This window comes from Chryseobacterium sp. TQ-BC-N36, from assembly GCF_058382295.1.
In genome coordinates, this window is sequence record NZ_CM178175.1 from 5168952 (window position 1) to 5182026 (window position 13075).

Here is a 13075-nt window from a genome sequence, read left to right on the forward strand (position 1 = left end):
GCCACAAGCTTGCTTGTGGCGATTTTATTTATCCGTTACCGCAGCACTTTACTATCATTTAATTTATATATCGTACCTTTGCAGGCTGTTAAAAAAATTATGAAGAAGAAAAATATACTAAAAGGTGTTTTATTTGTAGGGATTGGAGCTAGTATATACGGTATGTTGGCCACTTTTGTGAAAATGGCTTACCATGATGGTTTTACAACCTCAGAAGTAACTACTTCCCAATTCGTATTAGGTTTGACAGGACTTCTGATCCTTAATTTTATTCAGACCCTAACCTCGAAGCAGAAATTATCGGCGCCAAGTTCTAAAGAAGTCAGAATGTTGCTGCTTGCGGGAACTTCCCTTGGAGGAACGAGTCTGTTCTATTATATTGCAGTTCAATACATCAATGTTTCCATTGCTATTGTATTGCTGATGCAGTCGGTTTGGTTCAGTGTGGTCGTGGAAAGTGTCCTTACCCGGAAACTGCCCAATGCAAGAAAAGTAATTTCTGTGATTATTGTATTGCTGGGAACCGTTCTGGCAACCAATCTTATAAACATGGAGATAAAACTGGACTGGCATGGAGTCTTCTGGGGCTTGATGGCTGCTGCTTCTTATACATTAACGATGTTTACTTCCAATACGCTGGCAACTCATCTTCCGGTTTTCAAAAAGAGTATCATTATGCTGGCTGGAGGTTCTGTAGTGGTTTTTGCATTTTTATTCTTTGCCCAGATAGGACCAATGTATTTCGATGGGTTAAAATCATTATACCTGAATTTTACAGAAAATACAGAACATATTCACCCGTTCAACTATTCAATTTTCCTGACATACGGCTTTGTTCTGGCTCTTTTTGGGACCATCATTCCGCCGGTTTTATTCAATATCGGTTTCCCGAATGCAGGATTAGGGTTGGGAAGTATTGTTTCATCTCTTGAGCTTCCGGTTTCTGTAACGATGGCTTTTGTTTTATTGGGAGAAAAAGTATTTTTCATCCAATGGGTAGGGATTGCCCTGATTCTTTTTGCTATTGTTTTGATGAATTTACCTTCAAAAAAGGAAAAAGAAGTTTCAATGGCAGAAGTGTCTTAAAAATATTTAACTAAAAATAACAGTTGAAACCGTTCCCGTTGGAGCGGTTTTTTTTAATTTTAATCTTTAAAATAAAGCTTCATGAAATATTTCAGAAATATAATCGCCATTTTCACAGTAACGATGTCCGGTTTTATGTTTTCGCAGGTAAGACCTCTGGATGCAATGTTATCTGATTATCAATATCCCTATGAAGTACATTTTCTCAATTTCAAGTCTCAGGGAGAAGACCTGAAAATGGCTTATATGGATGTACAGCCACAAAAACCAAATGGAAAAGTAATCATGCTTCTCCATGGAAAAAACTTTAATGGAGCTTATTGGGAAAGAACAGCTAAAGACCTTTCTGCTAAAGGATTCAGAGTAATTATTCCTGATCAGATAGGATTTGGAAAGTCTTCAAAGCCCCATGCATACCAGTTTTCTTTTTCACAATTGGCAGAAAATACGAAGGCTGTTCTGGATGAACTGAAAATTGATAAAACCATAGTACTGGGACATTCAATGGGAGGAATGGTGGCGACCAGATTTACATTGCTGTATCCGGAGAAAGTACAGAAACTGATTCTTGAAAATCCAATCGGGCTCGAAGATTATAAAACTTTCGCAGCGTATCAGACTATTGATCAGGCCTACCAGTCAGAGCTTAAAAACACAGCGGAAACTTATAAGAATTATCAGCTGAAATTCTATTATGATAATAAATGGAAAGAAGAATATCAACCCTGGCTTGACCTGATTGCGGGTTGGACTCTTCATAAAGATTATCCTCAGGTAGCATGGGATGCTGCACTTACTTCGGATATGATTTACAACCAGCCGGTATGCTATGAATTTAAGAATATCAAAGTTCCTACATTGCTTATTATCGGAACTAGAGACAGAACTGCAATAGGAAAGGACAGAGCTCCTAAAGAACTTCAACCTCAAATGGGACAGTATCAGGAACTGGGAAAGAAAACCCAACGCGAAATTGCAGGCTCAAAACTCGTGGAGATCGATAATGTAGGACATCTTCCTCATATAGAAGTATATCCGAAATTTTTTGAAGTACTGTATAGTTTTATCCAATAAATATTTGAAACATTAAGTTTTTATAAATGATTAAAAACTTGATGTTTCAAAATTAATTTTATTTGTTCTTAAAGAATAATAAGGTACAAACAGCAATTCCTGAAAATAATACACAGGAAATTCCCAGATTTTGTATAAAACCAATACCTATCAATCCTGCACCTATCATTATATAATAGATCAATCCCAGTAAAGCACCTGCACTTCCTGTTTCACTTTTATAATTCATCAGTGCTGTACTCAGAATATTCGGAATAACGATGCTGAAGGCCATCACAATGAAAAAATAAGGGATTAAAAAACAGATTCCTGTATCCATGAGAACCCATACAGATATTGAAGCTGTAAATGCCGCAAATGTACCCGCTTTCACTAAATATTCAGGCTGTATATTCTTTAATAATAGAAGCCTGTTGAGCTGTGCTCCGGCAAATGTACCTCCAGCCAGAATGATACTGCTGTATCCGAAAGCATAAGAAGAATAATGATATTCTTTAAATATAAACGGAGCGAGTGAATAGTATGAAAACAGCAGGACATTAAAACTCATGATCAGTAGGCAGCGCTTGAGAATTTCCGGATCGTGAAGCATACGTTTCAATAACCGGGTCAAATTCTTTATGTTAACAGCCTTTTTTGAGTGATGGGTTTCAGAAACTTTCTGTTTTGAAAGGATAAAAAAAAGGATGCCTAAAAGACATAATGTAATAAAAATTCCCTGATATCCGTTAGAAGAAGCTAATATTGAACCGGTAATCATTCCTATTACCGGACTGACAGATAAACCAATCCCGATCCAGGAAAATACTTTGCTGATATGATCTTTGTCAAAGGTATCCCTTAAAATGGTCTGGGTTACGATGGAACCCACGGCAATTCCGAATGCGGAAATAATCCTGGCGCTCAGAAAGAGCATAAAGTCAGGAGCAGAAATAGCTGCCAGAGTTCCGATTACATAGGTGATAAGACCGTATTCCAGTGATTTTTTCCTTCCGATTCTGTCGCATTGTACACCCCAAAACGCTACTCCCAAGGCAAATGCTATAAAATATAAACTGATGGTCAGGGTAGCCGATTCTTCACTGACTCCAAACTGTTCCTCTACTTTTGGCAAAACAGGACTGTAAATGGTTTCTACAAACTGTGGAAGCATAACAAGCAAAGTCAGCAGCCAGATAGGATTTGTTTTTTTCATTTTTTTCCTGCAAAGTTTCCAAAAAATCAATGTATATTTATAATGATATAAAAACAAAAAATATCAAAAATAGGACATGGCTGTACTGAAACAACATGAAGACTTTGATGCAGACTCAATTCATGAACAAATCATCGGCATAGCTTCTGATATGGTAATGCATGATTCCGGATTTCATCTTCATACAACGAAAGCTCAGCTTTTGTATGCGCCATCAGGCTGTATGACCGTGACTACTTCTGACAGGCAGCTAATTCTTCCCCCGTTCAGAATGCTTTGGATTCCTGCCAACGAACTTCACCGCGTGAATTTCCGGAATATTGTGGCTTACAGATCAATCTATTTTGATGACAGCTATTCCGGAAAATATATGAAATCCGGACTGAAAGTTCTTCATGTAAATCCCCTGTTAAAAGAAATCATAGAAAGAATCTGTTTTTGGGAATGGTCAGATTTAGGACAGGATCAGACGAATCTTTTAAAAGTATTCTGGGATGAATTGAGTAAAGCTCCGGAGGAAAAGCTGGAGCTTAAAATGCCTGGAAATAGACGTTTTATGAAAATATCTGAAGAATGGACGTTACGGAAATCAATACCGCCAATGCTGAAAGATCTTGCAGAAAGAACCGGAGCAGTAGAGAAAACAATCAGCCGTATTTTTAAAAAAGAAACCGGATTGTCTTATCAGGAATGGAGACAGCAATGGCGGCTTCAGCGGTCGATTGAGCTTTTGGTAGAAGGCAATTCAATAGGGGAGGTGTCACATATTCTGGACTTTTCATCAGACAGCGCTTTTATTGAATTTTTCAAAAAATATAGAGGCTCAACACCTTTGCAATATCTGATGAGGCATGAATAGTCTTTTTGGACAGCTGATAATAGTACGATTGTGAACCCTGTCAAGGTTTTAAACCTTGACAGGGTTAGTGTCATACAATATTTCTTGTCCTATGAAAAGCTTGATTCATAGTAAATTTCATAAAATTGTATTACCTAATACAGTAATTTTATGAAAACAATGAATACAGATCACGTTGGTAGCTACACCCATATAATTGAGGCCAATACTACAACAGATAGAGTATATCAGGCTTTGACCAATGAAATTCCTCTTTGGTGGACTGAAGTGTTTGAAGGGGCATCTTCACAGATTGGCAGTGTCTTCACCATAAGATTTGGAGATCAGATTCACAAAACAATGCGGGTAAAGGAATTGATTGCCAATACAGAAGTTGTCTGGTTGGTTGAAGACTCATTGATTGCCCTTCCTGAATTAAAAAATCAGAGAGAATGGATCGGAACAACAATTGTCTGGGAAATTGAGCAAAATAATAATATGACCAAGCTAAAGCTTACCCACATCGGCCTGAATCCGGATATTGAATGCTATGAAATCTGTTCCGGCGGATGGCAGCAATTCCTTGGCAGTTTAAAAAAGTTTCTGGAAACAGGACACGGAACTCCATATAAAAAATAAGGAAATGCCTCAATAAAAAAGAGACTGTTTATAAGTAAACAGCCTCTTTTTGTATTTATTGTTGTCTGAATTATTTCTTCTTGTAAGCAGCGTCTTTGATTCTTGCTTTTTTACCTCTAAGGTCTCTGAAGTAGTAAATTCTAGCTCTTCTAACTCTACCTCTTCTGTCAACTTCGATCTTCTGAAGTGCAGGCATGTTGATAGGGAATACTCTTTCTACCCCTACATCACCACTCATTTTTCTGATAGTGAAAGTTTTTGTAGAACCAGTACCTCTTAATTGGATAACTGTTCCTTTGAAGAACTGAGTTCTTGTTTTTTGTCCTTCTTTAATTTCGTAATACACAGTAATGGTATCACCTGCTTTGAATTCAGGGAATTCTTTTTTCGCAATGTACTTGTCTTGTACGTACTTTAATAAATCCATTATTAATAAAATAAAATGTTAAAGCTAAGCAACTTACACGTTTTTCGTCAGAGGTTGAATAACAGGTTGCAAATGTACAAAATAGTTTTCAAATATGCCAAATAATTTATGTGCTAAAAACTATAATTTTTCCTTCCCGATTTTGTTCAAAATTTAACGGTTTCTTTAAAATACCATCGGTCAGAGTTTATATATGAACTCTACTTTTGCCCGAAATAAAAATCACAACAAAGATTTTTAAATGACTCATTTACCATTCGAAATTCTATATGTTATTTTAAAACGAAAACGATTATGAAACATTATTTCTTCTTTTTTTGTTTCGCGGTCCAGATGGCTTTCGGGCAGGTTTTGTTTCCTTATTTACAAAATCCCACTCCGAATTCTATGATCGTCAACTGGAAAACTTCTTCCAATAATGAAACAACAGTGATCTACGGGGATTCTCCTACAAATCTGAACGTGACGGTAACCGGAACCACCAATATCTTTTCAGATACGGGATACAACAATAACTACTATTATCATACGGCAAAGATTGCCAATCTTCAGCCGAATACGAAGTATTATTATAAGATAAAAACAGGAACCAGCGAGTCTGCTGTTTATAATTTCAGAACACTTCCCATGCCAGGACAGGCCGCAACGTCCAATGGAAAGATTCGTTTTCTTATCATGGGAGACAACCAGATCAAAGCAGAGCCAAGATATGATACGCTTACGCTGAATGCCTATAAAAAATTAAAAGAAAAGTTCGGAGCGACTTCAGATCCGTCAGATAATATTGCCCTTACTTTTATGGTGGGAGACCAGGTGGATGTGGGAACACTGGATCACTATGAGAATGTTCACTTTAAAAAGAATATCAAATTATCTCCTTACCTACCCATTCAGACAACAGTAGGAAATCATGAAACCTATGGTTCTTTAGGAATGAACTCTTATTATGCCCACTTTTATATTGACGAAATCAAATATAAGAATATAAGTTCCGGAAATGAGAATTACTATGCTCAGCAGGCCGGGAACGTTTTATTTGTAAGTTTAAGTTCCGAGCATACAGGATCAGCACAGCAGACCTGGCTTCAGCAGATCTTAACCGCAGCTAATGATGATCCGACTGTAGACTGGATTATTTCTTTAAGCCACAGACCTTATCAGGCTGAGCAGTATGTAGGAGATATCTCTACATGGGTAAGAGAAAATGCGGTGCCGCTTCTGGTAACTTCTAACAAATATCTGATGCACGTTGGAGCTCACCATCATTTATACCACAGAGGTCAGCTTAAAAATACTCCAAACTATCAGATTATTTCCGGGGGAACAGCCTGGGATCAGTATTGGGGAATGTCCAATGAACAGGATTTTGACGATGTTCAGAAAACGTTGACAGACTGGACATACCAGATCGTGGAAGTAGATGTTCCAACCGGAAAGGTAGATGTTGAATGTTATTCTATCGGTGGGGTGTACAATAAGAAAAACAATGTACTGGTAGATTCTTTCCACAGGTATAAAAATCAGCCTAAGCCGGCGAAACCATTGATTACAAACAATTTTTCAGGTCCGATTACTTTACCTTTAACATTGAATGGAAGTGCGTTTTCTTCTTCCAACGGAGAGCTGTTGAATACAACTCAGTTCCTGATCAGTAAAGCTTCGAATTTTTCTGTAATTGAAAAAGAATTTTACCGAGACTTTGAAAACTGGTTCGGAAAAGACGGAAACGGAACTCCGGATAAAACCAAAAATCTGAATGATGGTGTAGACATCACAAAAGCAACATTGGCAGCGAATTCTATTCCGAACGGGATTTATTATGTAAAAACACGTTACAGGGACAGAAACCTGGAGTGGAGTGACTGGAGTGATGTGAAACAGTTCGAAATTACAGGGAGCGTGGTGTCAAACCCAACCTTTACTTTAAATAAAACAGAATATGCCCAGAACGAACCGATTACAGCGACTTTCACAGGAGGGCCGGGAAATCAGCAGGATTGGGTAGGAATCTATAAGAAAGGACAAACTCCGGCAACAACAACTTCACAAGGATATATTTATACGAACGGACAGACAGCTGGAACCGTAACTTTCAATAATGGTCTTCCGAATAAAGGCCAGTATTTTGCAGGATTCTTCGCCAATGGTGGTTATACAGAAATCACTCCAAGAAAAAACTTCTACGTAGGACCGAAGGTACAGCTGCAGACTACTGCTGATACTTATCCTGTAGGAGGAACTGTTACTATTAATTTTACAAACGGTCCCAACTTACAGAAAGACTGGATTGGAATTTATAAAATGGGACAGACTCCGGGAACTACAGTCTCTATCAAATGGAGCTATGTGACTACAGCGTCAGGAACACTGAATTTCACAGGACTTCCAAAGGGTTATTATTATGCTCAGTATCTATTGGAAGACGGATATAACGGAATCGGGGAAAAGGTATTTTTTAAAGTAGGGGATATCGTTACAGATCTTTGGATCAACAAACCAGTGTATACTTTAGGAGAAAATATTACGGCTTCATGGACGGATTCTCCGGGAATTATCAAAGACTGGTTAGGAATCTATCCTCAAAGTGTTCAGATACCGGATGATAATTTTGTTTCGTATACTTATTTTGACGGTGTCACCCAGGGAACAAAAACGATCCAGGGAACAGCAGTACCTGCAACCCCAGGGAATTACTACATGGTAATGTTTACCAATGATTCCTACACAGAAGTTTCAAACAGAGTGCAGTTTCAGGTAGCTTCACCCACTTTAGGAACTGAAGAAACAAGAAGCACAGAGAAAAATGTAGTCTTGTATCCAAACCCAACCAAACCGGGACAGCCTACTTTTATTAAAAGTGATTACCCGATTGAGAAAATTGAATTGATCTCAGCTTCAGGAGAACTGCTTTATGTATCAAAAAATATCAATAACCAGCGTTTTTCTCTTGTGAACGAAAATCTTCCTGCGGGCGTTTATTTTGTAAAAGTACACGGAAGAAAACTGTTTACTTTAAAGCTGATTATTCAGTAAGGTAAACTAAAACACTATTATAGCGAAGAGACTGTCAGAAATGATAGTCTCTTTTTATATCAATAAAAAATATAATTTCCCATAATCATCTGTGAAAATCTGCGTCATCTGTGGGCAAAACAAACCACAAAAGTCGCAAAAGTTTTTAAACACTTAAAGTTAATGAAGAGGGGACTCTTGCATCGATAAGTTCACATAGATTTATAAAAATCTACGTCATTTTTGGGCAAATAATAAAAAGCGGTTCCAAAAAAATGAAACCGCCTTTGATATTATAGTGGTGATAATTAGTCGAACTGATAGTAAAGATCATCCTCACTTAGCAGCGTCTGGTTTTCAGTGGAAGCATTTTCATCCTGAGCATCGGCCAGTGTCTTCGTTTCCTGAATAAGCTTTCCATCCGTATTATAAAGTTTTAAAAGAACCCATTTTCCGTTACGTTCAAGTTCTTTGGCGCCATCTAATATTTTTAGTCTGATTTTTCCGGATTGAATAACACCAGCTTTTACAGAAGACTTATTGGCTGGCTTCCCCTTTACATATTGTGTAATTTGTGCTGTGAAGGAATAGTCTTCCCCGTCTTCACTGGCAGGTTGTGAAAAAGTATACAGAACAGTACCTTTTCTGTCATAAACAGTTGTTTCATAGCTTGTTTGCTTAGCATTCATCTTTTTCTCATAATTCAGTGTATGATCTTCAAAAAAGCTTTTGATATTTGTAATAATACCACCCTTATAAACTGTTTCATTAAAACCTTCATAAGATGAACCATTATAAGGAATACCATCTTTATACATTAACGTTGATTTCAATGTTCCGTCAGGAGCATAATATTTAATTTCCTGGGTGATGTCATCTTTTAAAAACTTTTCATAGGATAATTTTCCGTTTTCATCAAAAAGCTTACTGGTCACAATCGAGCCTTTTTCATAAATATCTATCGACGAAATCTGTGAATAAGAAATCTGGTAATCTTCACCATCTGTTGGGTTGTAAATATCGCTTTCCTTATCATACTGATAGATAAGATGTCCTATTTTTTTACCTGATTCATCATAAGTGGTTTTATAGCCATCTTTCTTATTCATTTTCTGTTCCTGTAAAACCTTTCCGCTTTTGCTATAGGATACACCTTCCTTTACACTGCCGTCCTTTCTGTATTTCTCTATCTTGGAAATCCTCATCGGGTTGGAATAATAATCAACGACCATATTTTCACCCGGACCGGTGGTGCCGCTTCCCAGATATTTCCCCTTATCCCCATAATATTTTGTTTCAGTATTGTAGTCCTTACCGGTAATGGTTTCACTTCTGATACCCTTAATGTCATCATCATAAACTGTTGTTTTGACAGGTATCGAGTTTTCATAATCAACCAGGATATTAAAATCAACTCCTTCTTCAGCATCTTTATAAGTGAACATCTTTCCTGAAAAATTCCCGTCAGCTTTATATATCACATCTTCTGTCAGTCTGCCTGCTTCGTCATAAGACTGTGAAGCACCAATCTGTTTACCGTCAGAATAAGTTACCATACTCATAACTTTTCCTTCAGGGGTATACCATGTCACTTTGCCATCAAAAACTTCACTGCCGGGAGTGGTATCAGAAGCCAGGCCTTCCATCTGAAGTTTTCCGTTTTTATAAAAGTCCCGGATAAGGGTAAGTTTTCCTTTAGCAATTGTTTCACGGTAATATTCCATTTTATCCTGAGTGGTTTTTTCCCAGTTTTCATCGAAATAAGTTTTCTCCTGTGCGCATACATTGATGCTGAGTACCAGTGCAAGTAATGCTGAGGTAAATAATTTTTTCATGTTTTTATGTAAGCTTAATATTTAATATGATTAATGTAACGATTGATATAAGAAGATCTTTGTATAGATCACAAGAAGTGAAAAGGCAATAGCTGCCTGTCATAAAATAATTTCTACATTAAAATTGTGTTTAAAAAATGATATTCCAGAATAACAAATATGCTGTATTTCTGATTTTAAAGCCCCAAAGATAAATCAAATGGATGAAAAATGCTATAAAAAATGAACAGATCTGTTCATTTTTACTGGTAAGAATTTGATTACCATTGTTTTATATGGTGGAAAAACAGTGTGGAACTTCAAAGGCTTTTCCATTCATCAGATATACAGGAAAATTTATTAAATTTAGCCAACAGAAAAATCTAATATTTCATGATAGATAAAAGAGTAAAAAACGCAAAGGAAGCCATCGAAGGAATTAAAGATGGAATGACACTGATGCTTGGCGGATTCGGACTTTGCGGTATCCCGGAAAACTCAATCAATGCTTTGGTAGAAAGCGATGTGAAAGATCTGACCTGTATTTCAAACAATGCGGGAGTAGATGATTTCGGATTAGGATTACTGCTTCACAAAAGACAGATTAAGAAAATGATCTCCTCTTATGTAGGAGAAAATGCTGAATTTGAAAGACAGATGCTTTCCGGGGAACTGGATGTAGAACTTACTCCACAGGGAACTTTAGCTGAGAAGTGCAGAGCTGCTCAGGCGGGGATTCCTGCTTTTTACACCCCTGCAGGTTACGGGACTGAAGTGGCAGAAGGAAAAGAAGTAAAAGAATTCAAAGGAAAACCTCATATCCTTGAGCATGCTTACGATGCAGACTTTTCTATCGTAAAAGCATGGAAAGGAGATCATGCAGGAAACCTTATTTTCAAAGGCTCTGCGAGAAACTTCAACCATCCGATGGCGGGTGCTGCAAAGATTACTATTGCTGAAGTAGAAGAACTGGTAGAACCGGGGCAATTAGACCCCAATGAAATTCATATTCCGGGAATCATGGTTCAGCGAATTTTCCAGGGAGAAAAATTTGAAAAAAGAATCGAGCAGAGAACAGTAAGACCTAAAGAATAAGCTTAAATAATAAAATAAAAAGCGCTGAAAACAGTTTCAGCGCTTTTTTTATGCCTGGGAAGTAAGCGTTTTTCTTTCTCCGATCTGTTGTCTCCACATGGCGTAGTAAAGTCCTTTTTCAGCAATCAGGTGATCATGGGAGCCTGTTTCTACGATCTGTCCGCGTTCCAGAACATAGATTTTGTCTGCATGCATGATGGTACTTAGACGGTGTGCAATAAGGACGGTAATTTGTTCTCTTTCTTTGGAAATGTCTTTTATGGTAGACGTAATTTCCTCTTCAGTGATACTGTCCAGTGCAGATGTGGCTTCGTCAAAGATCAAAAGATGAGGTTTTCTTAAAAGAGCCCTTGCGATAGCAATTCTTTGTTTTTCACCGCCACTCAGCTTCAGACCGCCTTCACCGATAACGGTTTCAATGCCTTTTTCTGCTCTTTCCAGCAACGCCGTACAGCTCGATTTCTGCAAAGCAATTGCCAGTTCTTCTTCAGAAGCTGAAGGATTAACAAAAAGAAGGTTTTCTTTAATGGTTCCTGCAAATAATTGGGTATCCTGGGTTACAAAACCAATCTGGTTTCTCAGTTCATCAAAATCAAATTCTTTTCCATTAATTCCATTATAAAAGATATTTCCTTCCTGAGGTCTGTACAGCCCAACCAGTAATTTGACAAGGGTACTTTTTCCGGAGCCGCTTGGTCCTACAAATGCAATAGTTTCTCCGTTTTTGACATCAAAGGATATATTATTCAGAGCTTTGTACTGGGCTGACTGATGTTTGAAAGAAACATGCTTGAATTCCAGTTCTTCAATGGCACCGATCTGTTTTGGGTGAAGTGGTTTTTCTTCCACTTCCTTTTTCATTAAACGGTCAAAATTCTGAAGAGAAGCCTCTGCCTCACGGTAAGAAATAATGATATTTCCAATCTCTTGCATAGGCCCAAAAATAAAGAAACCATAAAACATGAGAGACAGATACTGACCCGGAGTCACAATGTTTTTGAAAATTAAATACAATAAGGTCAGCGTAATCATCTGTTGAAGAAAATTGACCATTGTTCCCTGGATAAAACTCAAAGAACGGATGCTTTTCACCTTTCTCAGTTCAAGACCAAGGATTTTATAGGTATTGTTATTTAAACGGATTACTTCCTGGCTGGTTAATCCTAAACTTTTAACAATCTCGATGTTTCTTAAACTTTCTGTAGTACTTCCAGCTAAAGCTGTGGTTTCAGTCACAATATTTTTCTGGATGACTTTTATTCTTTTGCTCAGTAAATTCGTAACAATGGCAATAAAGAAAATTCCGCAGATATAAACCGGCATAATAGACCAGTGTAAGCGGATCGCATATACGGAAACAAAAATAATGCTCACCAGAATTCCGAAGAAGATATTGATGAAATTCGTAATGAATTTTACGGTATCTTCTCTTACTTTCGTTAAAATTGAAAGTGTTTCTCCACTTCTCTGATCCTCAAATTCCTGATAAGGCAGGGCCATAGAATGTTTTAAACCATCTGTAAATATTTTTGCTCCGAATTTTTGTGTAATAACGCTTACCACATAATCCTGAAAAGCCTTGGCAATTCTACTTACCATTGCTGTTCCGATCAGAAGCCCCAGGAAATAAAAAGCACCATGATATGCGGAGCTTCCATATAAATATTCATTCAGGTTTCTGGGTAGCAGTTTTTCCTTATCAAAAAAATTAGGGTGCGTAACCAGCTGATCCAGGATGTTTCCTGTAATAGCCGGTGCAAATAAAGAAAAAACCTGATTAATAGTAGCCAGAAACAAAGAAATGATAATCAGCCACTGATAAGGTTTAAGATATCTAAAAAGTATTTTCATTCTGTTAAAATAATGAAGCAAAATTACAGATATTATTTTAACTA

10 protein-coding genes are annotated in these 13075 nt (G+C 37.3%); 6 read left to right on the top strand and 4 right to left on the bottom strand.

Annotated elements, in window-relative coordinates; genetic code table 11:
• The first annotated feature begins 99 nt into the window (after window positions 1-99).
• Both AC3FI7_RS23370 and AC3FI7_RS23375 read left to right on the top strand, forming a co-directional pair.
• Entirely contained in the window at window positions 100-1086 is a 987-nt protein-coding gene (locus AC3FI7_RS23370; protein ID WP_491461034.1) for an EamA family transporter, read from the top strand.
• Between the two features lie 81 nt (window positions 1087-1167).
• Window positions 1168-2160, top strand: a complete 993-nt coding sequence (locus AC3FI7_RS23375) for an alpha/beta fold hydrolase (RefSeq protein ID WP_491461035.1) — start codon at window positions 1168-1170, stop codon at window positions 2158-2160.
• A 58-nt stretch (window positions 2161-2218) separates the two neighbouring features.
• Here AC3FI7_RS23375 and AC3FI7_RS23380 read toward each other — a convergent pair whose 3' ends face one another.
• The gene (locus AC3FI7_RS23380) at window positions 2219-3355 is read right to left on the bottom strand and encodes a multidrug effflux MFS transporter (RefSeq protein WP_291903299.1); all 1137 of its coding nucleotides are present in this window, start codon (window positions 3353-3355) and stop codon (window positions 2219-2221) included.
• Window positions 3356-3431: 76 nt separating this feature from the next.
• Between AC3FI7_RS23380 and AC3FI7_RS23385 the strand changes: the two genes are divergently transcribed.
• Window positions 3432-4214, top strand: a complete 783-nt coding sequence (locus AC3FI7_RS23385) for an AraC family transcriptional regulator (protein WP_491461036.1) — start codon at window positions 3432-3434, stop codon at window positions 4212-4214.
• Between the two features lie 150 nt (window positions 4215-4364).
• A complete protein-coding gene (locus AC3FI7_RS23390; protein ID WP_491461037.1) occupies window positions 4365-4832 on the top strand; it encodes an SRPBCC family protein in 468 nt (155 codons plus the stop codon).
• 70 nt (window positions 4833-4902) lie between these two features.
• Here the strand turns inward: AC3FI7_RS23390 and rplS are convergent, their stop codons facing one another.
• Window positions 4903-5259, bottom strand: coding sequence for a 50S ribosomal protein L19 (gene rplS / locus AC3FI7_RS23395; RefSeq protein ID WP_002980648.1), 357 nt, complete (start codon window positions 5257-5259; stop codon window positions 4903-4905).
• Window positions 5260-5553: 294 nt separating this feature from the next.
• Here rplS and AC3FI7_RS23400 point away from each other — a divergent pair, with 294 nt between their 5' ends.
• Window positions 5554-8292 (top strand): fibronectin type III domain-containing protein, encoded by a 2739-nt coding sequence (locus AC3FI7_RS23400; protein ID WP_491461038.1) that lies wholly within the window; start codon window positions 5554-5556, stop codon window positions 8290-8292.
• Window positions 8293-8579: 287 nt separating this feature from the next.
• Here the strand turns inward: AC3FI7_RS23400 and AC3FI7_RS23405 are convergent, their stop codons facing one another.
• Window positions 8580-10106 (bottom strand): toxin-antitoxin system YwqK family antitoxin, encoded by a 1527-nt coding sequence (locus AC3FI7_RS23405; RefSeq protein WP_491461039.1) that lies wholly within the window; start codon window positions 10104-10106, stop codon window positions 8580-8582.
• A gap of 372 nt (window positions 10107-10478) precedes the next feature.
• Between AC3FI7_RS23405 and AC3FI7_RS23410 the strand changes: the two genes are divergently transcribed.
• Window positions 10479-11180 carry a CoA transferase subunit A gene (locus tag AC3FI7_RS23410; RefSeq protein WP_002980643.1) on the top strand — a complete coding sequence of 234 codons (702 nt, stop codon included), beginning with the start codon at window positions 10479-10481 and terminating at the stop codon, window positions 11178-11180.
• 48 nt (window positions 11181-11228) lie between these two features.
• Here the strand turns inward: AC3FI7_RS23410 and AC3FI7_RS23415 are convergent, their stop codons facing one another.
• Entirely contained in the window at window positions 11229-13031 is a 1803-nt protein-coding gene (locus AC3FI7_RS23415) for an ABC transporter ATP-binding protein (RefSeq protein WP_491461040.1), read from the bottom strand.
• Window positions 13032-13075: the final 44 nt, after the last annotated feature.